Raw genomic sequence first — 22,953 nt, forward strand, 5'->3', positions numbered from 1 at the left:
GCCATGATCCCCGACGTCAAACCAAACAGCGTTCTCTACCTCAATAACGTCTCGGTCTCCTTCGACGGCTTCAAGGCGCTGAACTCACTCTCGATCGTCATCGAACCGGGCGAGCTGCGGGCCATTATCGGTCCCAACGGTGCCGGCAAGACGACGATGATGGATATCATCACCGGCAAGACGCGACCCGATGCCGGCGAGGTGTTCTTCAACGGTCAGACCGATCTGACGAAGCTCGACGAAGCCGATATCGCTCAGCTCGGCATCGGCCGCAAATTCCAAAAGCCGACGGTCTTCGAGAGCCACACGGTATGGGACAATCTGGAACTGGCGCTGAACCGAAGGCGCGGCGTCTTCCCGACGCTGTTCTACCGGTTGTCGGCGGCCGACCGCGAGCGGATCCTCGAGATCCTTGAAACGGTCAGGCTGACGCATCGCCGGGATGATCTGGCGGCCAATCTCTCCCACGGCCAGAAGCAGTGGCTGGAGATCGGAATGCTGCTTGCCCAGGAGCCGAAGCTGCTTCTTGTCGATGAGCCGGTTGCCGGCATGACGGATGCGGAGACGAGTGAGACGGCTATCCTGCTCAAGGAGATCGCCAGAACGCGTTCTGTCGTCGTGGTCGAGCACGACATGGGCTTCATTCGCGACCTCGGGGTCAAGGTCACCTGCCTTGCGGAAGGGTCCGTGCTTGCCGAGGGGTCGATCGATTTCGTGAGTTCCGATCCGCGGGTGATCGAAAACTATTTGGGGCGGTAAGATGCTGACAGTCGAAAACGCAAATCTGCACTATGGTGCCGCTCAGGCGCTTCGCGGCATCTCGATCAAGGCGGAGATGGGCAAGATCACATGCGTGCTGGGGCGTAACGGCGTGGGGAAGAGTTCTCTTCTGCGCGCTGTTACCGGCCAGCACCCGTTGTCTGGCGGTACCGTCACGTTCAATGACACGAAGCTCAACGGTCTGCCGCCCTATGCAAGAGCCAAGCAGGGAATCGGCTATGTGCCCCAGGGCCGCGAGATCTTTCCATTGCTGACGGTCAAAGAAAACCTGGAGACGGGCTATGCCCCGCTCGGCCGGCGCGACAAGAACATTCCCGACGACATCTTCAGCCTATTCCCGGTGCTGCAAAGCATGCTGGGACGGCGCGGCGGCGACCTCTCGGGCGGGCAGCAGCAGCAGCTGGCGATCGGCCGGGCGATGGTCACGCGGCCGAAAATCCTCGTCCTCGACGAGCCGACGGAAGGCATCCAGCCGTCTATCATCAAGGATATCGGCCGAGCGATCCGCTACCTGCGCGACAGTACCGGCATGGCGATCCTGCTGGTCGAACAGTATCTCGATTTCTGCCGCGAGCTTGCCGACTACGTCTACATCATGGACCGCGGCGAGATCGTGCATCAGGGGCGTGCCGAGACGCTGGACACGCCGGAGGCGCGCCGTCACCTGACCGTCTGATCGTCCGGCTGGCAATTGCTGCTTTTCAAGGCAGGCGATCTGTCTGGTTCGGCGTGGCTTGGTTGTGTTGTCGCGCTCTTGGGGCGGCACAAAAATTGCTTGCTTTCAATCATTTGCAGGATTGAATGAAAACAGCCGGGTAAACCCGCGGACTTTCGAGGGATGGTGAGGGGATGGAATGACGAACGCGGCCGCAGCCACGAGACCGCAAAGGGCCGAGGGGCGAGGGCATCTGGCTGCGAAGTCCCTTGGCGGTCGCACGCGCATCCGCGAACTCTATCAGGAGGGTGCCGCCAAGATCCGGCTGCCGGATACGTTCAACGCCTCCATGGAAGCGGTCATCATCAATACGGCGGGCGGGCTGACGGGGGGCGACCGGATGACCTGGAGCGTCGTGGCCGGCCCCGACACGCGCATCGACGTGACCACCCAGGCCTGCGAGAAGATCTACAAGGCGTCAGCCGGAACGGCTGAAGTGACGACGACGATCAAAGTCGGCGCCAGCGCGCGCGTCGACTGGCTGCCGCAGGAAACCATCCTCTTCGACCGCTCGTCGCTGTTCCGGAAATTGGATGTCGAACTTGACGAGGGTGCGGAGTTCCTCGCGGTCGAAGCCGTTCTGCTGGGACGCAAGGCGATGGGCGAGGCGGTGGAGACCGGTCTTTTTCGCGACCGCTGGCGCATCCGGAGGGCGGGCAAGCTATGTCACGCCGAAGATCTTTGCCTTGCAGGCAGCGTGTCCGCGCTCGCCGGCGAACAGACGGTCCTTGGCGGCAAGGTTGCCTTTGCAACGCTGCTTTATGTCGGGCCGTTGGCCGAAGCCTATCTCGGCGCCGTGCGATCGCTGCTCGACGGCCATATGGGCGGCGCCAGCAGCTGGGGCGGCAAGCTCGTCGTGCGGCTTGCGGCGCCCGATGGTTTCGCTCTCAGAAAAATCCTGATCCCGACCATTTCCGCCTTGCGCAACGGCGCGCCTGTGCCGAAAGTCTGGAATCTATAGTTTCAAGCAGATGGATGCACGATGAACCTAACACCGAGAGAAAAAGACAAGCTGTTGATTTCCATGGCGGCGATCGTCGCCCGGCGGCGGCTGGAGCGTGGTGTCAAGCTCAACTATCCCGAGGCCATCGCGCTCATTTCCGACTTCGTCGTCGAGGGCGCACGGGATGGCCGCCCGGTCGCGGAATTGATGGAGGCCGGCGCCCACGTCGTAGGACGCGACCAGGTGATGGAGGGTATTGCCGAGATGATCCATGACGTGCAGGTCGAGGCGACGTTCCCTGACGGAACGAAGCTGGTGACCGTCCACGAACCTATCCGCTGAGATCGATATGCTGGAGCTTCGACCCAACTGCGAGTGCTGCGACAGAGACCTGCCGCCCGATAGCCGTGACGCCATGATGTGCACTTTCGAATGCACTTTCTGCGCCGATTGCGCCGGCGTCGTTCTGCGCGGAGCCTGCCCGAACTGCGGCGGCGAGCTGGTGAGCCGGCCGGTGCGGCCGGCCGCGATGCTCGCCAAGCACCCGGCATCGACGAAACGTGTCCTGAAGGCCGAGGGCTGCCCGCCCAAGGCCGCGTGAGGAGAAGACCATGATCCCAGGCGAAATCATTACCGCGAGCGGCGACATCGAATTGAACGCCGGCGCGCCGACCATCACGCTCGACGTGTCCAACACGGGCGACCGACCGGTGCAGGTTGGCAGCCACTATCACTTTGGCGAAACCAATGCAGGTCTGTCCTTCGACCGCGAGAAGGCCCACGGCATGCGGCTGGATATTCCGGCCGGGACCGCGGTGCGCTTCGAGCCGGGGCAGACCCGCTCGGTGACGCTCATCCCGCTCTCGGGAAAGCGGGAAGTCTACGGCTTCCGCCAGCTTGTCATGGGCAAGCTCTAAGGCAATACCGGGAGGGGCCGATGCGCCTTGGAATGCACATCACTGCGGGGATGTTTGTGCTGTTTTTGGCCGGGGGCGCGAGCGCGCAGGCGGTCGATTGCAAGACCCCGACGACGCAGTCCGACATGACCTCGTGCGAGCAGGCGCGTCAGGGGGCCGCCGACAAGGCGCTGAATGCCCAGTACAAGAAGACGCGCGCCGCCATGGTCGCCGTCGACACTGACCTGGACGGTAACATGAAGGGGGCCGAGAAGGCGCTGGTCACGGCGCAGCGCGCCTGGATCGCATATCGGGATGCGGAATGCGAAGCGGAGGGCTTTCAGGCCCGCGGCGGTACAATGGAGCCGATGCTGGTCGCCGGGTGCATCGCCAATGTGACCGATGCGCGAACCAAAGAGCTGAAGACGCTCGAAGACACGATGAGCAACTGAGGTGGCAGGGTCTATCATGATCGTCGGCAATGGAGACATCGGGGAGACGGCAGCGGCTGCGGTGGCTGCTGCCGGGTTCGTCATCCGGTTCAACGAGTGCCGATCCTATGTGGCGAGCCCTGGCCGCACGGATGTCGTTGCGGTGTGCAACACAGGGCGCCCCGCAAAGACGATGCTGGGATCCCGGGAATGGGCGGAACACCCGGCGGTCCGAGAGGCGACGGCAATCTGGAGCGTTCGCGACCCCCAGAAATTCGCGGCCTTTCGCTCGCCGCTCGCCGTCTCCCATCCGGAACTCGGTGACTTCTGCGACGACTATACGGGTCAATTCAGCGCTTTCTGCGGCCATGCCGGCAAGACACATGTGGTCGTTGACAAACTGATTCATGAAGGCGTCGACACTGCGCTGGCGGCATTCGATCCCGACCCGTACGTCGTGCCGAGCAGCGGCCTGATCGTGATTGCCGAAGTCATGAACCAATTTCCAGATGCACACATCTTGCTCGCGGGCTTCGGCCATACGGGCTGGGAATGGCATCCGTTTGCTGCCGAGAGGCAGCTCGTCGACAGTTATGTCGCCGCTGGCCGCGTCACGCGGTTTCCGGCCATTGCATCCCTTTTTTCCTCCCAAGGAGCCTGACATATGTCCTACAAGATTTCCCGCGCCGCCTATGCCGGCATGTTCGGCCCTACCGTCGGCGACAAGGTCCGCCTCGCCGATACGGAACTCTTCATCGAGATCGAGAAGGATTTCACGACCTACGGCGAAGAGGTGAAGTTCGGTGGCGGCAAAGTCATTCGCGACGGCATGGGGCAGAGCCAGGCGACGAGGGCGGCGGGTGCTGTCGATACGGTCATCACCAACGTGGTGATCATCGACCACACCGGAATCGTGAAGGCCGATATCGGTCTCAAGGATGGCCGTATCGCTGCGATCGGCAAAGCCGGCAACCCGGACACGCAGCCAGGCGTTAACATCATCGTCGGCCCGTCGACCGAGGCCATTGCCGGTGAAGGCAAGATCATCACCGCGGGCGGGATGGACGCACACATCCATTACATCTGCCCGCAGCAGATCGAAGAAGCGCTGATGTCCGGCGTGACTTGCATGCTGGGCGGCGGTACGGGCCCGGCGCATGGCACGCTCGCCACCACCTGCACCGGGGCCTGGCACATCGAGCGGATGATCGAGAGCTTCGATGCGTTCCCGATGAACCTGGCGCTTGCCGGAAAGGGCAATGCCTCGCTGCCCGCAGCACTTGAGGAAATGGTGCTCGCGGGTGCTTCCTCGCTGAAGCTGCATGAAGATTGGGGCACCACGCCGGCTGCGATCGACTGCTGCCTTTCGGTGGCCGACGAATACGACATCCAAGTGATGATCCATACCGATACGCTGAACGAGAGCGGCTTCGTCGAAGATACGATCGGCGCGCTCAAGGGCCGCACCATCCACGCCTTCCATACCGAGGGAGCAGGTGGCGGCCACGCGCCCGACATCATCAAGATCTGCGGTCAGTCGAATGTCATCCCGTCTTCCACCAACCCGACGCGGCCCTATACGGTCAACACCATCGCCGAGCATCTCGACATGCTGATGGTCTGCCATCACCTGTCACCGTCGATCCCGGAAGATATTGCGTTTGCCGAAAGCCGCATCCGCAAGGAGACGATCGCCGCCGAGGACATCCTGCACGACATCGGCGCCTTCTCGATCATCTCGTCCGACAGCCAGGCCATGGGCCGCGTCGGCGAAGTGGCTATCCGTACCTGGCAGACGGCGGACAAGATGAAACGCCAGCGCGGTCGGCTGAAGGAAGAGAAGGGCGAAAACGACAACTTTCGTGTACGCCGCTATATCGCCAAGTACACGATCAATCCGGCCATCGCTCAGGGCCTCAGCCATGAGATCGGCTCGATCGAGGTCGGCAAGCGTGCCGATCTCGTCTTGTGGAACCCGGCCTTCTTCGGCGTAAAGCCCGAGATGGTCCTCCTCGGCGGCTCGATTGCGGCGGCTCCCATGGGCGATCCGAATGCCTCGATTCCGACGCCACAGCCGATGCACTACCGGCCGATGTTCGCTGCCTACGGCAAGCTGCGTACCAATTCGTCAGTCACTTTCGTCTCGCAGGCGTCGCTCGACGCAGGACTGCAGCAGAAGCTCGGCGTCGCCAAGAAGCTGCTGGCAGTCAAGAACACCCGCGGCGGCATCTCCAAGGCCTCGATGATCCACAACAATTTGACCCCGCACATCGAAGTGGATCCGGAGACCTACGAGGTGCGCGCCGATGGCGAATTGCTGACCTGCGAGCCCGCTACCGTGCTGCCGATGGCGCAGCGCTATTTTCTGTTCTAGGCAATCTTGGCGGCCGGCGCCAAGACGCCGGCCGTGTCTCGCCCGACACTTTAGCGAAATCCCCTTAAGGTTGTTATTTCACGGAGAAGTGTTCCACCTTGGGGCGGTGCGTCCGCAATGACACAACAGCAAAAAACCGTTCTAAAAACCTATTTAAAATCAGTGATTTGGGTTTCTGAACCGGCAATCTGATTCAGGTCCAAAAACGTAGCGTTTTCAGTCATTTTTCAGTTGACGACCAATTCATTGAACTCGGTCAAATCTTAGCGATTCACTTAAGAACTCGGCAGCGGTTGGCATCTAATCAATGTCCCTGGCGCTTGGCAAGAAGGTCGATTCGAATGAAAATTTCACTCCAGGCAGAGCTTGGCGATTTTCAGAATCGCAGTACGATTTACACGTTCGCTCTCAAGATGAGCTTTCTTGCGGTGATGCTTTCATCGGTCGCGATCGCGGTGCTCCTGCCGTTGTTCGACTTGCTGGGAATGTTGCCGGTCTCGCTTGCGCAGGCTGTCGTTTACGGCGTCGCACTTTCCTGGTTGATCGGCTGGACCGTCTCGTGGGCGCTTGCGTTGTTGGCCGGCAACGCCCTGCACCAGCTCAGCGTTTCGCGCGCCCAGTTCGAGCAGCTGAGCCGAACCGACATGTTGTCCGGTCTCCTCAATCGACGTGCATTTACCAAAGCGCTGGACGATGTCTGCGACGAGGCCTGTCTTGCGATCTTCGACGTGGACCGGTTCAAGGCCATCAACGACCGGTTTGGGCATGCCTGCGGAGATGCGGTGATCGTTGCCATATCGTCGTCGCTGGCGTCGTCGTTTGGCGACGGGTCCGTTGCAGCACGGCTCGGCGGGGAGGAATTCGGAGCGATCGTCGTCGGTGCGCTGCAGGAAGACCGCATCGCACAGGTCCGACTGGTCTGTGCCCGGCTCGCAGAACAGCCGATCGTCGTCGATGGTTGCGCGATGAACATTACGGTCTCCGCCGGCATCGCTGAGTTCGGCGCAGGGCGGAGCAAGGAAGCCGTATACTCCGCCGCCGACAAGGCACTCTATCTTGCCAAGGCGCTTGGTCGCAACCGCGTGGTGCACGAGGACGAAGGGCTGCATCGCAATCGGCGGCGGCATCTGATGGAAAGCAAAAAGGGCGCTCCGCCGATCGACAGCGACTTCGTCGCCGTCGTGAAGAATTTGGGATAGCAGCCGTTTCGGTGCTTTGACGCTTGCATGCGGCAGGGCTATTTTGCATGGTCAGGGTCTCAATCGAAATGGACATGTCATGCAGCACGTTACCTCCTATCTCCCGGCCGGCACGCCGTCGTCCAATCCCACCGGCAAGGTCGTTCTGCCGCATGATCTGAGGCACCTGCGCCGCAAGCTTCTGCATCTCGAAAATGGCGACATGGTCATGCTCGATCTCAAGGAGCCCGTGCTTTTCGCCAGCGGCGACATGCTGGTGCTGGAGGATGGAGAACTGATCGAAATCATTGCGGCGGACGAGAAGCTCTTCGAGATCAAGGGACGGGATCGGCTGCATCTGATCGAGCTCGCCTGGCATCTAGGCAACCGGCATCTGGGGGCACAGATCGAGGAAAACCGGATCCTGATCCTGCGCGACCATGTCATCCGTGCGATGCTCGAGGGCCTGGGTGCGACGGTGGCGGAGGTCTCAGAGCCGTTCCAGCCGGCGCGCGGCGCCTATCATTCTCACGGCCACGATCACGGCCATCACAACCATTCGCACGACTGAGCACGCATGACCGACGATGGCGATCTGCAGGCTCTGCTGCGGCTGATGGCATGGCTCTCGCCGGCCTTTCCGGTGGGCTCATTTGCCTATTCGGGCGGTCTGGAACGCGCCGTGAATGACGCTCTTGTACATGACACGCCATCGCTGGCGAACTGGGTCTCAGGGCTGATCGCTCGCGGTGCGGTCTGGAACGACGCCGTCCTTCTGGCGGAAAGCCATCGCGCCCAAGGAGAAGCCGCTTCGCTCGCAGCGGTCGCCGAGGTTGCGGAAGCCCTTGCCGGTTCGCGCGAGCGTCATCAGGAAACGATGCTGCTTGGGGATGCGTTTCTCACTGCCGCCGGCGCCTGGCCGGATGGCGTGTTCGACCGGCTGCCGCGGGCTGTGGCCTATCCGGTGGCGATCGGTGCCGTTGCGGGCGCGCATGGCGTCGTATCCGAAAAGGCGATCGCCGCTTTTCTCCACGCGTATGTGTCGCAGGCCATTTCAGCCGGCATCCGGCTTGGCGTTGCCGGTCAGAGGGATGGCGTGGCTATCCTTGCCGCCCTTGAAGGTGAAATCGCCGCGACCGCACGCCGAGCCGCGGCATCCACGCTGGATGATTTGGGATCTGCTTCTATCCAAGCCGACATCATGTCGCTTCGTCATGAGACACAGTCGACGCGGCTGTTCCGGTCGTGAGGTTTTCCGCTCGGAAGGGCTGTTGCAGGCCCGCCCTGCGTCATTTGCCGGTGGTCGCCTTTCGGGCGCCGCGCTATCATCCTTTTGGATTGGAGTTCAGAACATGAAATCAGCAAATGGACCTCTGCGGGTCGGGATCGGCGGGCCGGTCGGCTCAGGCAAGACGGCATTGACCGAGAAGCTCTGCAAGGCAATGCGCGACGAGTATTCGGTCGCCGTCGTCACCAACGATATCTATACGACCGAGGATGCCGAGGCTCTGATGCGCATGCAGGCGCTGCCGTCGGAGCGTATCGTCGGCGTGGAGACGGGCGGCTGCCCGCATACCGCTATCCGCGAGGATGCGACGATCAACCTGCAGGCCATTGCCGGGCTCAACGAGCGTATTCCCGATCTCGACGTCGTCTTCATCGAGTCGGGCGGGGACAATCTGGCTGCCACCTTTTCTCCTGATCTTGCCGATATCACCATCTACGTGATCTCCGTCTGCCAGGGCGAGGAAATCCCTCGCAAGGGCGGGCCGGGCATCACCAAGTCGGACCTTCTCGTTATCAACAAGAAGGATCTTGCACCGTACGTCGGGGCGGATCTCGATGTCATGGATCGCGATGCGACGCGCATGCGTCAAGAGCGACCGTTCGTGTTTTCCGACATGAAGCGCGGCGATGGCGTCGGCTCTATCGTGAGCTTTCTCAAGGAGCACGGCGGTCTCTGACCCCTAGATATGCTTCAGCGCATCCACATCGTCGATCGCAATGGCGCGGCCCTGAACGGTGACGCCGGCCGTGCGCAGGGCCGAAAAGGCGCGGGAAAGCGCTTCCGGCGCCAGACCCAGCTTGCGCGCAAGCAGGCTCTTCTGGAAGGGAAGGCGCAGCGAGGCCGCAGCACCGTTCTTCTGCGAATGGGTCAACAGATAGCTTGCTACGCGCTGTGGTGCGGTCTGCATGCGGTCGCTCGCCAGGCAATCCAGCGTCGACAACAGATGCCTGGACAGGCTGCGCATGATGGCGGTTGCGATGCGCGGCTGTTCCTCGAGCAGCTCCCTGACTTTTGCCAGATCGAAGCGTGCAAGGATCGCATGATCCATCGACTGCGCGCTATAGTTGTATCCTTCGCCGGACAGGATCAGGCATTCGCCGAAACTGTCGCCCGGTTCGCAGATGCTGAGGTCCGCCGCTCGCCCGTCGGCGCCCGGCCGATAGAGCCTGACATAGCCGCTGAGGACGCAGTAGAAGTGGTGCGCAGTCTCGCCTTCATAAAACAGGATGTCCTGACTTTCATAGCGAATTGCCACGGCGCAGGACAGAAGGGCATTGCGCTCATCGTCGTCGAGCCCCGAAGTTATCAGGGCACCGCCGAGCACCGCCCGTTGTGAACCGCTCAATTTCAAACCATTACTCATCAGTTTCTCCCTGGCTGCGCGGCAAGAGCCGCCACCCGCGACATACTGACGAGGATAACCGGAGCCTGGGGGTAAGGATTTGATCTCGATCAATTCCTGATCGGAAAAGGCCTCGTTTTTTCGGCGGTTGCCTTCACTTTGCACCGCCCACGACTTTCGGAATATCTCGCTGGCGCTGGTTGCACAGAAAGGATGTCGCCATTGACGGCATACAGATTTCTGTCGAGCTGTAACTGTCATGAAGATCGCGTCCGGCGAAAGCATCCATGCGCGATACGCAGGCTCCCGACGTGGGCCTTATTTTATGCCCTGAGTGCGGGCTGTGCCTCGTCAGGCTCGCAAATATCCCACTGGCAAGATCGACAAAAACATGGCGGGCGATGATCCCGTTCAGACTTCGTGCAGGCCAATGCGTGGACCCCCGGTGGAGGCAACCGCGACATCAACATGGACGACCTGCGCGAGCACAAGAAGCTCGCTCTGCGTCAAGCCGCATGACCAGCTTCTTGACCGCTTATCCTCCATCGGCGGTCTGCTTTTGACCGACACAGGTGGAAGCCATCGGTGTGAGGCTGGTCTCGGCATCGCCTGCGCCCTTGGCGGCACTTTGCGCAGCTCTTGTCGGTCGGCGTCCTGGTTTTCCGCAGCGTTACTCGGCTGCGAATGGCGGTAAGCGGACGACGTTTCCGCCCGATTTGCCGCGCTTCGTTTCCGGTTTCTCGATGGCGGAGACGCGGTCGTCGAGAGAGCCGACAGCCTCCGTCAGCTCTTCGCGCGACAATGGCAGCTCTTCCTGGTCCTTCTTGCCGACCAGGCGGCCGAACGTCCAGCCGAGCAGGCGGGACAGGTCGTCCATGATCAAAAAGAACGAGGGCACGACAACCAGAGACAGAACAGTCGACACGATGATGCCGCCGATCACGGCAATCGCCATCGGTGCACGGAACGAACCGCCTTCTCCGACGCCGAGCGCCGAGGGCAGCATACCTGCCGACATCGCGATCGAGGTCATGATGATCGGGCGCGCTCGCTTGCGTCCGGCCTCCACCATTGCTTCGACGCGCTGCATGCCGCGATGGCGCATTTCGATGGCAAAATCGACGAGCAGGATCGCATTCTTCGTGACGATGCCCATCAGCATAAGGATGCCGATCAGCACCGGCATCGAGAGCGGATTGTTCGTGACCAGCAGGCCGACGGCCACGCCACCGATGGCAAGCGGCAGCGAGAAGAGGATGGTGAAGGGCTGGATGACGTCCTTGAAGAGGAGGACCAGCACAGTCAGCACCAGCATCAGTCCCATCAACATGGCGTTGACGAAGCTCTGCTGCATCTCCTTCTGCACCTTGGTATCGCCGCTTTCGACAAGATGAACCGTGGGCGGAAGGTTGGCTTGCCTGACGATCTCGCGGAAGCGGGCGGATGCGGTGTCGAGCGCCACGCCCTGCGGCAAATCGGAGCCGATCGCGACGACACGGTTGCGGTTGTTGCGCTTGATCGAGCTGACGCCCTCCGAATAGTCGATATCGGCGACAGTGGCCAGCGGAACGGTTCCACCGCTGGCCGTCTGTATCTTCAGCGCCCGGAGCGCTGCAAGATCGCGTCGCATGTCAACCGAGGCCTGCACCCGGATCGGGATCTGGCGATCGTCCAGGCTGATCTTGGCAAGGGCTGAGTCGACATCGCCGATGGTGGCGACACGGATGGTCTCCGAGATCTGCTGCGGCGTAATGCCGAGGCGGGCCGCCTGATCCTTGCGCGGGCGAACCTGCAGCTCCGGGCGGGGCAGAGCACCATCGGCACTGACGTTTGCCAGCGACGGGTCGGCGCGCAGCTTTCCTTCCAGAATCCCGACGGCATTGCTCAGATCCTGTTCGTTCTTGGAGAGGAAGTTGAACGAAAGGTCACGCTCGCCGCGATCGTTGAGCTTCAGGATGCGAACGTCCGGGATGTGCCGGAGCTTGGCGAAGACTTCCTTCTCGATATCCCATTGCGGGCGGACGCGGCCGTGAAGTTCGACCTTCGGGAGGTGTGGGCCAATGACCGGGATCGATCCCAGAAAATCGTTCACAAGCTTCTTTACCAGGGACTGGTCGAGTTTCTGCAGAGCGAGTGTCACCGTTGCGCGGCGCAGTTCCAGATCGCCCTTCGGCGACGCGCCGCCGAGCACGAAGACGCTTTCAACGCCGTTGATATCCTTGACGTTCTTGAACACTTCGTCGGTGGTCGCCTCGGTGTCCTCAAGAGTCGCGTTCGGCGGCAGTTCGACGGAGAGAACGATACGGGACGCATCTTCGGGCGGCAGGAAGCTGCCCGGCACCTGCGCGAGCAGGGCCATCGAACCGATGAGGAACCCGATTGCTGCAATCAGCGTCGCATAGCGGGTCCACCAGCGGCTGGTCGTAACGCGCACGAGCCGCGTGTAGCCGCGGAAGAACCAGCCGTCATTGTCGTGGTGGTCTTCGATGCCGTCTTCGGCACGCATCAGATAGGCGGCCATCATCGGCGTGATGAGGCGCGCGACCATCAGCGAGAAGAAGACGGAGAAGGCGACCGTCAGACCGAACTGGATGAAATACTGGCCGGGAATGCCCGGCATGAACGACACCGGTACGAAGACGGCGATGATCGTGAATGTCGTGGCGATAACCGCAAGGCCAATTTCGTCTGCAGCCTCGATGGCGGCGCGATAGGGCGTCTTGCCCATTTTGATATGGCGCGCAATGTTCTCGATCTCGACGATCGCGTCATCCACGAGAATACCGGTCGCCAGCGTCAATGCCAGGAAGCTGACGAGGTTGAGCGAGAAGCCCATCAGGTCCATGATCCAGAAGGTCGGGATCGCCGACAGCGGCAGGGCGACAGCGGAGATCAACGTCGCGCGCCAGTTCCTGAGGAACAGGAACACGACGACGATGGCAAGCAGGGCCCCTTCGAGCAGCGTATGCATGGCCGCTTCATAGTTGCCGTAGGTGAAGTAGACCGAGTCGTCGATCAGCTCGATGTTGACGTTCGGGTTCTCGGCCCGCACCCTTTCGAGGCTCTTCGACACGGTTTCCGCGACACTGACTTCGCTGGCACCCTTCGAGCGGAACACGCCAAAGGTGACCACAGGCGTATCGTTGAAGCGCGAGAAGGATTTCGGCTCTTCGTAAGTGTCCTTGATGGCGCCGAGATCGGAGACCTTGACGAAGCGGCCGTTCGGTAGCGCGATCGTCGTATTGGCAAGTTCTGCAACATTGCGGGCGTCGCCGAGGACGCGGATCGCCTGCTCGCTGCCGGCAACCTGACCGCGGCCCGAGCCGAGGTCGACATTGGTGCCGCGAAGCTGCTGGTTCACGTTTGCGGCGGTGATGCCGTAAGCGTTGAGCTTGTCGGGATTGAGTTCGATCCGCACCTCGCGTTCGGCGCCGCCGTAACGGTCGACACGACCGATGCCGGTCTGACCCTGGAGCGAGCGTTTGACGGTGTCGTCAACGAACCAGGAAAGCTCTTCGAGGGTCATATCAGGCGAGGAGACTGCGAAGGTCTGGATCGCCTGGCCTTCGACGTCGATCTTGGAAACGATCGGCTCGTCGACGTTGGAAGGCAGGTTGCCGCGGATGCGGTCGATTGCGTCCTTGGTATCCTGCACGGCCTGTTCGGTCGGCACTTCCATGCGGAACATGATGACGGTCTGCGACTGGCCGTCGGTGACGGTCGACTGGATTTCGTCGATGCCGGTGATACTGGCGACGGAATCCTCGATCTCTTTCGTCACCTGCATTTCTAGCTCGGCAGGCGACGCGCCGCTCTGGGTCACGACGACCGAGACGAGCGGGACGTCAATGTTCGGGAAGCGCGTGATCGGCAGCTTGTAGAAGGCCTGAACGCCCACGAAAAGCAGCAAGGCAAAAGCCAGAAGCGGGGCAATGGGATTTCGGATTGACCAGGCTGAAAAGTTCATCGGGCCGTCTCTTAGTTGGAAGCCGGTGGCTGTTCGCGAACCGGCGTGATGCGGTCGCCGTCGCGGACGTAGGCGCCCGCCTTGGCAACGACTTCCTCGCCGCTCTTCAGCCCTTTGGTGATCTCGACATAGGCGCCATCCTGGATGCCCGTCTCAACCTTGACGAATTTCACGACATTGTCCTCGACCTTGCGGGCCGAGGAGCCGTCATTGCCGGTCAGCACGGCCGACAGCGGCAATGCGACATTGTCAGCCGTCCGCACGATGATTTCCGCGCTGCCGTACATGCCCGAGCGGGCCTTGCTGCTATCGTCGATCAGGATGTGAACCAGGCCAAGGCGCGTCAGCGGGTCGACCGTCGGCGAAACGAGGCGAACTGAGCCGGATAGCTTCTCCCGGCTGCCGGAAAGCGAAAGCGTTGCCTTCTGGCCGGGCTCGATCTTGACGATGTCGGTCTCGCCGACTTCTGCCACGAGCTCGATCTTGTCGTCGCGGATGATGGTGAAGAGCGGTTCGCCGGTGCCTGATGCAATCGCGCCGACCTTGGCGCTCTTGGCAGAAACAGTGCCGTCGACGGGAGTTTTGACATCCGTCCGTGCAAGTTTGAGATTGGCGTCGGCGATCTGGCTCTCTGTGACCTTGATATCGGCAATTGCGACCTGGATCGCCTGTTCGGCGGAAGATACGCGCGCGTTGGCGGAAGCTGCGGCTGCATCGGCCTGCTCGACCGTCGCTGTGGAAACGGTTCCCTTCTTCCCCATTTCCTGCGCGCGAGCCTGTTGCTGCCGCGCCTGTTCGGCATTGGCCTGTGCTTCGATCAGCTGAGAGCGCAGCTGTGCCAGGCTCGCCTCGTTCTTTGCCTTCGTTGCCTGCAGCTGGCTCTTCTGGAGCAGGAGCGCGTCATCGTTCAGCGTGGCCAGCGCGCTGCCGGAGCGGACCTTGTCGCCGACGTCGGCGTTCAACGCGCGGATCGACAGGCCCTCGACCTGGGGCTGGATGTATATCTCTTCGACCGGCTTTACCGTGCCGGTCGCAATCACGCGATCCACCAGCGTCCGGTTGGATGCCTTCGTTACCACGATCGCGGGCGGGCTCTGCTGCGGTTTGGCGACCGGTGCCTCCTGGGCAAACGCCGTCGAGGCCGCCAAAGCAGCCAGGAGCACAGTGGAGGCGCAAAGAATGTTGAGCGGCGTGCGTGCCATGCGTCTTCGTCCAGTCTTTCACAAGGTCAGCCAAACTCGCGCGTTGTCCTCAGCTCGCGAAAAGGCCTGTTTCCATATTTGTATGCTCAGAGGTATTCCCGCGTCTCTTGCCGTCTCTTACGTGAGAAGTCCCTCGTCCCGGCAAAATCGGATTGTACGTGGTATCGTTTTGTCCATCGCACAAGTCCGGCAGAAATTAATTCCTCATCAGATTCACAATAATTACCATCGGCATGCAAATCAATCACTGGTGGGTTATGCAAGCATTACGATAGTTGATCACTTTCGTATGTCATAATGACGTCCGTGCCAGTCGGGATGCGACACCGGCCTCGAAATTTCTCCCTTCTGCCAAAGAAAAACGCGCGGATCAGCTCCGCGCGTTCCTGTTCGAGCCGGATGCAGATTACTTGGCCGCTGCGTCCGTGATGTCGTGCGTCCAGGCGCCGGTAGGCTCCTTGCTGATGATTTTCTGATCGAGAAGTGCCTTGGCCGTACGATCATAGAGCGTCGTGTCGAGCTTGCCGGTGCCATCGCCGATCAGCTTGGCGACTTCGCCCATCATGCGCTTCTGATGGTTCTCGTCCTGGCCACCGGCATCGACGACGATCCCAGCCGCCTCATCGGGGTTCTCGACGGCGTACTTCCAGCCCTTCATCGAAGCCTTGACAAACTTGGCCATCTTTTCTTTGAAGGCCGGGTCCTTGAGCTTTTCTTCCGAGGCATAGAGGCCGTCTTCGAGAAGATCGTTGCCCATGGCGGTATAGTTGAAGACCGTCAGTTCTTCCGGCTTGAAGCCTGCATCGATCGCCTGCCAATATTCATTGTAGGTCATGACGGAGATGCAGTCGGCCTGTTTTTGAAGGAGCGGCTGCACATCGAAGCTCTGCTTGAGGACGGTCACACCGTCAGCGCCGCCTTCGGTCTTCAGGCCGAGCTTGTTCATCCAGGCGAAGAACGGATATTCGTTGCCGAAGAACCAGACCCCGAGCGTATGCCCCTTGAAATCGGCTTCGGTCTTGATCGGGCCATCCTTGCGGCAGATCAGCTCCATGCCCGACTTCTGATAGGGCTGCGCGATGTTGACGAGCGGAACGCCCTTTTCGCGCGCCACCAACGCACCGCCCATCCAGTCGACGATCACGTCGGCGCCGCCGCCAGCGATCACCTGTTCGGGCGCGATGTCGGGGCCGCCCGGCTTGATGTCGACGTCGAGACCTTCTTCTTCGTAGTAGCCCTTGTCCTTGGCAACGTAGTAGCCGGCGAATTGAGACTGGGTCACCCATTTCAGCTGCAGCGTCACCTTGTCTGCAGCCATGGCATTGGCTGCAGCAAGCGACATCGCGCTCGCCATCATTGCAACAATCAGTTTTTTCATTTTCTTGTTCCCTCTGAAGTTATGCCCCAATCCCGTTTGCGGGAATAAAGCGACGCCTAGCCACCACGGATAGACGGATGCCAGAAAGTCACCGCCCGTTCTGCAAGGGCGACGACGCCGTAGAAGACCGAGCCGGCAAGCGCCGCAACGGCGATTTCCGCCCAGACCATGTCGACATTCATGCGCCCGATCTCGGTGGAGATACGGAAGCCCATGCCGACGATCGGCGTACCGAAGAACTCCGCGACGATGGCACCGATCAGAGCCAGCGTCGAGTTGATCTTCAATGCATTGAAAATGAAAGGCATCGCTGCGGGGAGCCGAAGCTTGAGCAGCGTCTGCCAATAGCTGGAAGCGTAGGTCTGCATCAGGTCGCGCTCCATCGGTCCGGATGCCGCAAGGCCGGCGACGGTATTCACCAACATTGGGAAGAACGTCATGATGACAACGACCGCTGCCTTGGACTGCCAGTCGAAGCCGAACCACATGACCATGATCGGAGCGACGCCGATCATCGGCAGCGCGGAAACCATGTTGCCGATCGGAAGCAGGCCGCGGCGCAGAAAGGCGACCCGGTCGGCGAGGATCGCGACGACGAAACCGCTGGCGCAGCCGATGACGTAGCCGGCGAGCACGGCCTTGAAGATCGTCTGTCTGACATCTTCGCCCAACGTCGGCAGCGATCCGACAATGCGAGCGCCGATGGCACTCGGCGGCGGCAGCAGGACGAACGGAATGCCTGCGCCGCGGGTGAGCGATTCCCAGATGATCAGGATCCATGCGCCGAAGATGGCGGGAATCAGGAGTCGCAGGAGCGAGCGTTCGGAGCCGGATGCCGGTTTCATCTCGGAAAGCTCGGTGACGCAGCGCCAAGCCAGCAACCAGCAGGCGGCCATCAGGCAGAAGAAGGATTTCGTGGCAAGGCCTTCATTGCCGGCGATGGTGGACAATAGCACCCAGGCGGACCAATGCGCGCCGACGAACAGGGCGATGGTGACGTAGAGCCTCGACAGCGGGGCGAAAGAGACGAGTGCCGTTGCAACGATCAAGGCGATCGTCAAGGTCACCGTCGCATGCGACACCTGTTGCGGCGCACTGTCGCCGATGATCGGCAACGTCACCAGTGCCAAGGCGGTGAGGAATAGGGCGAGCGCCCCCTGCCAGGAAAACGCCATGTGCTTCATGCTGGTCTCCCGCCCATCGATTTGTTGACGAGCGTGGCGACCAGCCCGACGACCGCAATCAGAAGCGCCGCAAGAACCGAGCCGGCGACAAGGGCAGCCCAGATGTCGATGGTCTGGCTGTAGTAGGAGCCGGCCAGAAGCTTGGAGCCGATGCCGGCGACCGCGCCGGTCGGCAGTTCGCCGACGATGGCGCCGACAAGGCTTGCGGCGATCGCAACTTTCATCGACGTGAAGAGGTAGGGAACGGAGGCGGGCACGCGCAGCTTCCAGAAGGTCTGCGCTGACGATGCGTTATAGGTGCGCATCAGGTCGAGGAACATGACCTCAGGCGAACGGAGGCCCTTCACCATGCCGACCGTCACGGGGAAGAAGGACAGATAGGTCGAGATGAGAGCCTTCGGTATCAGCCCGGTGATGTTGATGGCGCCGAGGACGACGATCACCATCGGTGCAATCGCCAGGATCGGTATCGTCTGCGAGGTGATGATCCACGGCATGAGGCTGCGGTCGAGCGCCTTGATATGGACGATGCCAACGGCAATCAGGATGCCGAGCAGGGTGCCGAAGCTGAAGCCGAGGACCGTGGAGGAGAGGGTTACGCCACTGTGATAGACGAGGCTGCGGTTGCTGGAGAGCTTGCGCAGGAAGGTGTTCTCGAACACGTTCTGTGCCACCTGGTGCGGGGCAGGCAGCAACGGCTTCGGCTGCGAGAGCGTCTGTTCGATGAACTCGACGGTTCCGGGCGTCTGGTTGGCACGGGTGTTCATGTCGCGCTGGAAGGACGCGTTCATCAGCACGGCGGCAATGTACCAGATGACGACCAGCGCGCAGAGGATCGAGGCGACGGGGATAAACTTGTCCTTGAGTGTGTCCGGTTTCATGCCCCTTGCTCCTCTTCTCTCCAACGGGGAAAGGATGCCCCTAGGGCAGATGAGGGCCTGGGCGAGGAAGGGAGCGAACCGCCGGAGCGACAGGTGGCGGACGCGGGTGCAGCGAAGGTCCCCTCATCCGACCCTTCGGGCCACCTTCTCCCCACCGGGGAGAAGGAAATGCTGGCGATCCTAGTGGTCATAGCTGTGCCCCGCTCTCAGGCCTTCGCGGACGCGGTGGGCGATTTCGAGGAATTCGGGGGTCTCGCGGATGCCCAGGGGGCGCTCCTTGGGGAGGGGCGAGTCGATGATATCCGTTACACGGCCCGGGCGTGGCGACATGACGACGATCTTGGTCGAGAGGTAGACCGCTTCGGGGATCGAGTGCGTGACGAAGCAGATCGTCTTGTTGGTGCGCGCCCAGAGTTTCAGAAGCTCTTCGTTGAGGTGATCGCGAACAATTTCATCGAGTGCGCCGAAGGGCTCGTCCATCAAGAGCAGGTCTGCATCGAAGGCCAGCGCGCGGGCGATCGACGCGCGTTGCTGCATGCCGCCCGAAAGCTGCCACGGGAACTTCTTTTCGAAGCCGGAGAGGTTCACCAGTTCGAGCGCCTCGGCGATCCGTTTTTTCCTGTCGGCGGAGGGATAGCTCATGATCTCCAGCGGCAGGGCGATGTTCTTTTCGATCGTCCGCCAGGGATAGAGTGCGGGCGCCTGGAAGACATAGCCGTAGGCGCGCGCCCTGCGGGCTTCCTCCGGCGTCATGCCGTTGACGGTGATATCGCCCGAGGTCTTCTTCTCAAGATCGGCGATGACACGCAGAAACGTCGTCTTTCCGCAGCCCGAAGGGCCGATGAAGGAGACGAAGTCGCCCTTGCGCACATCGAGGTTGACGTTGCTCAGCGCATGCACCGGAGCATCGTTGGCCTGGTATGTGAGACAGAGATCCTTGGCGGATACGACGGAGGCAGCTTGCGTCAATGCTGATGGATCCTGTTTTCCCCGCGCCGCGGCGGTTTGCGTGATATTATGAGTACCGGTTTTCAATGAACCGGCAAGCTCCATGGAGGATGAGGATGGACGCGACATCAAAGCCTACCTGTCATGTTGTCCGCCCGAGCCATGCCTATGACGGCAAGCAGGGGCTGAGCTATTTCGAAGGTATCGCGGCCGAGACGGTCGGCGCCAAGGGCATCTGCATGCACCTCATGACGATTCCGCCTGGCGTGCGCGCCAAGGCTCATCTGCACGAGGCGCACGAAACGGCGATCTACATGCTGTCGGGCGAGGCGCACACCTGGTACGGCGACCAACTTGAGCATCACGTCATCGTTCACGCCGGCGAGCTGTTTTACATTCCGGCCGGTGTGCCGCATTTGCCGGCGAACCTCAGCAGCACGCCCTGCACGGCGATCATCGCCCGCACCGACCCGAACGAGCAGGAGAGTGTCGTGCTGCTCCCGGAATTGGACGCGCTGGTGCAGGGCTGAAGCCACTGATCAGACCCCGCTTGCCGGAATGCCCGATCGCTCGACCTTGCGCGGCGCGGTGATTTCCTTCCAGGTCGACAGCGCCTTACTGACGGCAGTGACCGGCTCGCGACTGACGAACTCGCCGTGGCCCTCGCGGGTCTTTATCGTATCCTCTTCGATCGCGACCACCCCGCGCGTCAGCGTGTAGCGCGGCAGGCCGGTGACTTGCTTGCCCTCGAAGACGTTGTAGTCGATCGCCGACTGCTGGGTCTTGGCTGAAATGGTCTTCGAACGCTTCGGATCCCAGACGACGAGGTCCGCATCCGCGCCAACCAGGATCGCACCCTTGCGGGGATAGATGTTGAGGATCTTGGCGATATTGGTGGAGGTGACGGCGACGAACTCGTTCATCGTCAGGCGGCCGGTATTGACGCCGTGCGTCCAGAGCATCGGCATGCGGTCCTGAAGGCCGCCGGTGCCGTTCGGAATCTTGGTGAAATCGCCGATGCCATAGCGCTTCTGGTCCGTCGTAAAGGCGCAGTGATCGGTGGCGACGACCTGCAATGAGCCGGAGGCAAGGCCTGCCCAGAGCGAGTCCTGATGCTGCTTGTTGCGGAACGGCGGGGACATGACGCGGCGGGCGGCATGGTCCCAGTCCTTGTCGAAGTATTCGGTCTCATCGAGCGTCAGGTGCTGGATGAGTGGTTCGCCATAGGCGCGGATGCCCTTCTGGCGGGCCCGGCGGATCGCTTCATGCGCCTGTTCGCAGGAGGTGTGGACGATATAGACCGGGCAGCCCGCCATGTCGGCGATCATGATGGCGCGGTTGGTGGCTTCGCCTTCGACTTCGGCGGGGCGGGAATAGGCGTGGGCCTCCGGGCCGGTGTTGCCTTCGGCCAGCAGCCTCGCCGACAGGGAGGCAACGACGTCGCCGTTTTCGGCGTGGACCAGTGGCAGGGCACCGAGCTCGGCACAGCGCTGGAAAGAGGCGAACATCTCGTCGTCGTTCACCATCAGCGCGCCCTTGTAGGCCATGAAGTGCTTGAAGGTGTTGATGCCTTTTTCCTGAACGACGGTCTTCATCTCGTTGAAGACCTGCTCGCTCCACCAGGTGATCGCCATGTGGAAGGAATAGTCGCAGTTGGCCCGGGTTGATTTGTTGTCCCACATCGTCAGCGCTTCCAACAGCGACTGGCCGGGCGAGGGGAGCGCGAAGTCGACCACCATTGTCGTGCCGCCGGCCAACGCTGCGCGCGTGCCGCTTTCGAAGTCGTCCGACGAGTACGTGCCCATGAACGGCATTTCGAGGTGGGTATGCGGATCGATGCCGCCCGGCATGATGTAACAGCCCGATGCATCCAGCGTCTCGTTTCCGGAAAGGTTCGGGCCGATTTCGACGATCTTGCCGCCGTCGATCTTCACGTCCGCCTTGTAGGTCAGGTCGGCGGTTACAACGGTTCCACCCTTTATGACTGTGCTCATGATCGTTCCCTCAGGTTTGATTTGCCGCGGCTCTGCGGTCGCCAGGAATAAAGAAGGCGGGAGTGATCCCGCCTTCCGTCATGCAACGATTTCCGCCGTCTCGACGACCGCATGGAAAAGGACATCGGCGCCGGCCGTGGCCCATTCCTTGGAGATCTCTTCCGCCTCGTTGTGCGAAAGGCCGCCGACGCAGGGGCACATGATCATCGTCGCAGGTGCGACCTTCGCAGCCCAGCAGGCGTCGTGGCCAGCGCCCGAGATAATGTTCATGTGGCTGTAACCAAGTCGCTCCGCAGCGTTGCGAACGGCGGTGACCAGCTTTGGGTCGAAGGTCACCGGCTCGAAGTGACCGATTGGTTCGATCGAACAGCCGACGCCGAGCGCGTCGGTAATCTTTGGCGCCTCGGCCTCGATCTTCGCGCGCATGCGGTCGAGCTTGGCCTTGTCGGGCGAGCGGATGTCGACGGTAAAGACGACCTTGCCCGGAAGCACGTTGCGGGAATTCGGGGAAAAGAACACCTGGCCAACACCGCCGACAGCGCCGGGCTGGTTTTCCATAGCGACGCCCTGAACCATTTCGATGATGCGCGACATTGCCAAGCCGGCATTGACGCGCAGGTTCATCGGCGTTGAACCGGTATGGGCTTCCCTGCCGGTCAGCGTGAATTCGAGCCACCAAAGACCCTGACAATGGGTGACGACGCCGATCTGCCTGTCCTCGGCCTCGAGGATCGGGCCCTGTTCGATATGATACTCGAAGTAGGCGTGCATCTTGCGCGCGCCGACCTCTTCGTCCCCGATCCATCCGATGCGTTTGAGCTCCTCGCCAAAGGTCTTGCCCTCTGGATCCTTTCGGTCATAGGCGTATTCCAGCGAGTGAACACCGGCGAACACGCCGGAAGCGAGCATTGCAGGCGCAAAGCGCGCACCTTCCTCGTTGGTCCAGTTGGTGACAACGATGGGATGCTTGGTCTTGATACCGAGGTCGTTCATCGTCCGCACGACTTCAAGCGCCCCGAGCACGCCAAGCACGCCGTCGTACTTGCCGCCGGTCGGCTGCGTGTCGAGATGTGAGCCGACGTAGACGGGCAGGGCGTCCGGATCGGTTCCGGGGCGGGTGGCAAACATCGTGCCGATCTTGTCGACGCCCATCGTCATGCCGGCGGCTTCGCACCATGTCCTGAAAAGGCTGCGCCCTTCGGCATCCGCATCCGTCAGGGTCTGGCGGTTGTTTCCGCCGGCAACGCCGGGGCCGATCTTTGCCATGGCCATGAGGCTGTCCCAGAGACGATCCCCGTTGACGCGCATGTTCTCGCCTGGTGCTGCCACCATATCCGTATTCCTCACCTGTTTTTTCGCAGTCATGCAAGGCGCATGCCCGCTTGTTCCCGCAGTCAATTTCTGGCGCGCTTGTTTGTTTTGTTTAGCGCCGGAAAATCGCCAGTTGCCTTT

At 61.4% G+C, this 22,953-nt stretch carries 23 protein-coding genes; 14 read left to right on the top strand and 9 right to left on the bottom strand.

All coding sequences use genetic code 11. From position 1 onward, the window contains the following. Positions 1-3 precede the first annotated feature (3 nt). The 13 genes from urtD to ureG all read left to right on the top strand — a co-directional run bounded on the left by urtD (position 4) and on the right by ureG (position 9,281). Positions 4-759 carry an urea ABC transporter ATP-binding protein UrtD gene (gene urtD / locus AC1D2R_RS08885; protein ID WP_477966852.1) on the top strand — a complete coding sequence of 252 codons (756 nt, stop codon included), beginning with the start codon at positions 4-6 and terminating at the stop codon, positions 757-759. 1 nt (position 760) lies between these two features. Continuing rightward, positions 761-1,456 (top strand): urea ABC transporter ATP-binding subunit UrtE, encoded by a 696-nt coding sequence (gene urtE / locus AC1D2R_RS08890; protein ID WP_477966854.1) that lies wholly within the window; start codon positions 761-763, stop codon positions 1,454-1,456. Between the two features lie 178 nt (positions 1,457-1,634). Further along, entirely contained in the window at positions 1,635-2,456 is an 822-nt protein-coding gene (locus tag AC1D2R_RS08895; RefSeq protein ID WP_477966856.1) for an urease accessory protein UreD, read from the top strand. Positions 2,457-2,477: 21 nt separating this feature from the next. After that, positions 2,478-2,780 carry an urease subunit gamma gene (locus AC1D2R_RS08900; RefSeq protein WP_057472140.1) on the top strand — a complete coding sequence of 101 codons (303 nt, stop codon included), beginning with the start codon at positions 2,478-2,480 and terminating at the stop codon, positions 2,778-2,780. Positions 2,781-2,787: 7 nt separating this feature from the next. Continuing rightward, entirely contained in the window at positions 2,788-3,039 is a 252-nt protein-coding gene (locus AC1D2R_RS08905; protein ID WP_477966858.1) for a DUF1272 domain-containing protein, read from the top strand. 10 nt (positions 3,040-3,049) lie between these two features. After that, the gene (locus AC1D2R_RS08910) at positions 3,050-3,355 is read left to right on the top strand and encodes an urease subunit beta (RefSeq protein WP_477966860.1); all 306 of its coding nucleotides are present in this window, start codon (positions 3,050-3,052) and stop codon (positions 3,353-3,355) included. 20 nt (positions 3,356-3,375) lie between these two features. Continuing rightward, positions 3,376-3,786, top strand: a complete 411-nt coding sequence (locus AC1D2R_RS08915; RefSeq protein ID WP_477966862.1) for a lysozyme inhibitor LprI family protein — start codon at positions 3,376-3,378, stop codon at positions 3,784-3,786. Between the two features lie 16 nt (positions 3,787-3,802). Next, positions 3,803-4,426: a Urease operon accessory protein gene (locus tag AC1D2R_RS08920; RefSeq protein ID WP_477967239.1), complete on the top strand. Its 624-nt coding sequence runs from the start codon at positions 3,803-3,805 to the stop codon at positions 4,424-4,426. A gap of 3 nt (positions 4,427-4,429) precedes the next feature. Then, positions 4,430-6,139, top strand: a complete 1,710-nt coding sequence (gene ureC / locus AC1D2R_RS08925; RefSeq protein ID WP_477966864.1) for an urease subunit alpha — start codon at positions 4,430-4,432, stop codon at positions 6,137-6,139. 341 nt (positions 6,140-6,480) lie between these two features. Then, positions 6,481-7,338 carry a GGDEF domain-containing protein gene (locus tag AC1D2R_RS08930; protein ID WP_477966866.1) on the top strand — a complete coding sequence of 286 codons (858 nt, stop codon included), beginning with the start codon at positions 6,481-6,483 and terminating at the stop codon, positions 7,336-7,338. A 79-nt stretch (positions 7,339-7,417) separates the two neighbouring features. After that, complete coding sequence (ureE, locus tag AC1D2R_RS08935) at positions 7,418-7,888, top strand: urease accessory protein UreE (protein WP_477966868.1); 471 nt, start codon at positions 7,418-7,420, stop codon at positions 7,886-7,888. Between the two features lie 6 nt (positions 7,889-7,894). Beyond that, positions 7,895-8,566 carry an urease accessory protein UreF gene (locus tag AC1D2R_RS08940; RefSeq protein WP_477966870.1) on the top strand — a complete coding sequence of 224 codons (672 nt, stop codon included), beginning with the start codon at positions 7,895-7,897 and terminating at the stop codon, positions 8,564-8,566. Positions 8,567-8,669: 103 nt separating this feature from the next. Next, positions 8,670-9,281, top strand: coding sequence for an urease accessory protein UreG (ureG, locus tag AC1D2R_RS08945; protein WP_477966872.1), 612 nt, complete (start codon positions 8,670-8,672; stop codon positions 9,279-9,281). Positions 9,282-9,284: 3 nt separating this feature from the next. Here ureG and AC1D2R_RS08950 read toward each other — a convergent pair whose 3' ends face one another. The 7 genes from AC1D2R_RS08950 to AC1D2R_RS08980 all read right to left on the bottom strand — a co-directional run bounded on the left by AC1D2R_RS08950 (position 9,285) and on the right by AC1D2R_RS08980 (position 19,528). After that, positions 9,285-9,968, bottom strand: a complete 684-nt coding sequence (locus AC1D2R_RS08950) for a Crp/Fnr family transcriptional regulator (RefSeq protein WP_477966874.1) — start codon at positions 9,966-9,968, stop codon at positions 9,285-9,287. Between the two features lie 649 nt (positions 9,969-10,617). Then, positions 10,618-13,914 (bottom strand): efflux RND transporter permease subunit, encoded by a 3,297-nt coding sequence (locus AC1D2R_RS08955; protein ID WP_477966876.1) that lies wholly within the window; start codon positions 13,912-13,914, stop codon positions 10,618-10,620. A gap of 11 nt (positions 13,915-13,925) precedes the next feature. Continuing rightward, positions 13,926-15,116 (bottom strand): efflux RND transporter periplasmic adaptor subunit, encoded by a 1,191-nt coding sequence (locus AC1D2R_RS08960; protein ID WP_477966878.1) that lies wholly within the window; start codon positions 15,114-15,116, stop codon positions 13,926-13,928. 406 nt (positions 15,117-15,522) lie between these two features. Further along, positions 15,523-16,494, bottom strand: coding sequence for an ABC transporter substrate-binding protein (locus tag AC1D2R_RS08965; RefSeq protein WP_057472124.1), 972 nt, complete (start codon positions 16,492-16,494; stop codon positions 15,523-15,525). A 56-nt stretch (positions 16,495-16,550) separates the two neighbouring features. Further along, positions 16,551-17,678, bottom strand: coding sequence for an ABC transporter permease (locus AC1D2R_RS08970; RefSeq protein ID WP_477966880.1), 1,128 nt, complete (start codon positions 17,676-17,678; stop codon positions 16,551-16,553). Then, a complete protein-coding gene (locus tag AC1D2R_RS08975; RefSeq protein ID WP_477966882.1) occupies positions 17,675-18,559 on the bottom strand; it encodes an ABC transporter permease in 885 nt (294 codons plus the stop codon). Before AC1D2R_RS08975 ends, AC1D2R_RS08970 begins: the two co-directional genes overlap by 4 nt. A gap of 180 nt (positions 18,560-18,739) precedes the next feature. After that, positions 18,740-19,528, bottom strand: coding sequence for an ABC transporter ATP-binding protein (locus tag AC1D2R_RS08980; protein ID WP_477966884.1), 789 nt, complete (start codon positions 19,526-19,528; stop codon positions 18,740-18,742). 95 nt (positions 19,529-19,623) lie between these two features. On the opposite strand from AC1D2R_RS08980, the gene AC1D2R_RS08985 reads away from it, so the two are divergent. After that, positions 19,624-20,037, top strand: coding sequence for a cupin domain-containing protein (locus AC1D2R_RS08985; RefSeq protein ID WP_477966886.1), 414 nt, complete (start codon positions 19,624-19,626; stop codon positions 20,035-20,037). 9 nt (positions 20,038-20,046) lie between these two features. On the opposite strand, the gene hydA is transcribed toward AC1D2R_RS08985, so the two are convergent. Next, a complete protein-coding gene (gene hydA / locus AC1D2R_RS08990; RefSeq protein WP_477966888.1) occupies positions 20,047-21,501 on the bottom strand; it encodes a dihydropyrimidinase in 1,455 nt (484 codons plus the stop codon). A 78-nt stretch (positions 21,502-21,579) separates the two neighbouring features. Beyond that, positions 21,580-22,833, bottom strand: coding sequence for a Zn-dependent hydrolase (locus AC1D2R_RS08995; protein WP_477966890.1), 1,254 nt, complete (start codon positions 22,831-22,833; stop codon positions 21,580-21,582). Between the last annotated feature and the right edge of the window lie 120 nt (positions 22,834-22,953).

This window comes from Rhizobium sp. P1_C7, assembly GCF_056406295.1.

Bases quoted from the DNA above. Each gene is read 5' to 3' on its own strand.
- AC1D2R_RS08995 (WP_477966890.1), bottom strand. From the start codon at position 22,833: ATGGTGGCAGCACCAGGCGAGAACATGCGCGTCAACGGGGATCGTCTC.
- AC1D2R_RS08940 (WP_477966870.1), top strand. From the start codon at position 7,895: ATGACCGACGATGGCGATCTGCAGGCTCTGCTGCGGCTGATGGCATGG.
- AC1D2R_RS08965 (WP_057472124.1), bottom strand. From the start codon at position 16,494: ATGAAAAAACTGATTGTTGCAATGATGGCGAGCGCGATGTCGCTTGCT.
- ureG (WP_477966872.1), top strand. From the start codon at position 8,670: ATGAAATCAGCAAATGGACCTCTGCGGGTCGGGATCGGCGGGCCGGTC.
- AC1D2R_RS08970 (WP_477966880.1), bottom strand. From the start codon at position 17,678: ATGAAGCACATGGCGTTTTCCTGGCAGGGGGCGCTCGCCCTATTCCTC.
- AC1D2R_RS08930 (WP_477966866.1), top strand. From the start codon at position 6,481: ATGAAAATTTCACTCCAGGCAGAGCTTGGCGATTTTCAGAATCGCAGT.
- AC1D2R_RS08950 (WP_477966874.1), bottom strand. From the start codon at position 9,968: ATGAGTAATGGTTTGAAATTGAGCGGTTCACAACGGGCGGTGCTCGGC.
- urtD (WP_477966852.1), top strand. From the start codon at position 4: ATGATCCCCGACGTCAAACCAAACAGCGTTCTCTACCTCAATAACGTC.
- ureE (WP_477966868.1), top strand. From the start codon at position 7,418: ATGCAGCACGTTACCTCCTATCTCCCGGCCGGCACGCCGTCGTCCAAT.
- AC1D2R_RS08910 (WP_477966860.1), top strand. From the start codon at position 3,050: ATGATCCCAGGCGAAATCATTACCGCGAGCGGCGACATCGAATTGAAC.
- AC1D2R_RS08955 (WP_477966876.1), bottom strand. From the start codon at position 13,914: ATGAACTTTTCAGCCTGGTCAATCCGAAATCCCATTGCCCCGCTTCTG.
- ureC (WP_477966864.1), top strand. From the start codon at position 4,430: ATGTCCTACAAGATTTCCCGCGCCGCCTATGCCGGCATGTTCGGCCCT.
- AC1D2R_RS08960 (WP_477966878.1), bottom strand. From the start codon at position 15,116: ATGGCACGCACGCCGCTCAACATTCTTTGCGCCTCCACTGTGCTCCTG.
- urtE (WP_477966854.1), top strand. From the start codon at position 761: ATGCTGACAGTCGAAAACGCAAATCTGCACTATGGTGCCGCTCAGGCG.
- AC1D2R_RS08900 (WP_057472140.1), top strand. From the start codon at position 2,478: ATGAACCTAACACCGAGAGAAAAAGACAAGCTGTTGATTTCCATGGCG.
- AC1D2R_RS08915 (WP_477966862.1), top strand. From the start codon at position 3,376: ATGCGCCTTGGAATGCACATCACTGCGGGGATGTTTGTGCTGTTTTTG.
- AC1D2R_RS08985 (WP_477966886.1), top strand. From the start codon at position 19,624: ATGGACGCGACATCAAAGCCTACCTGTCATGTTGTCCGCCCGAGCCAT.
- AC1D2R_RS08920 (WP_477967239.1), top strand. From the start codon at position 3,803: ATGATCGTCGGCAATGGAGACATCGGGGAGACGGCAGCGGCTGCGGTG.
- AC1D2R_RS08975 (WP_477966882.1), bottom strand. From the start codon at position 18,559: ATGAAACCGGACACACTCAAGGACAAGTTTATCCCCGTCGCCTCGATC.
- hydA (WP_477966888.1), bottom strand. From the start codon at position 21,501: ATGAGCACAGTCATAAAGGGTGGAACCGTTGTAACCGCCGACCTGACC.
- AC1D2R_RS08905 (WP_477966858.1), top strand. From the start codon at position 2,788: ATGCTGGAGCTTCGACCCAACTGCGAGTGCTGCGACAGAGACCTGCCG.
- AC1D2R_RS08895 (WP_477966856.1), top strand. From the start codon at position 1,635: ATGACGAACGCGGCCGCAGCCACGAGACCGCAAAGGGCCGAGGGGCGA.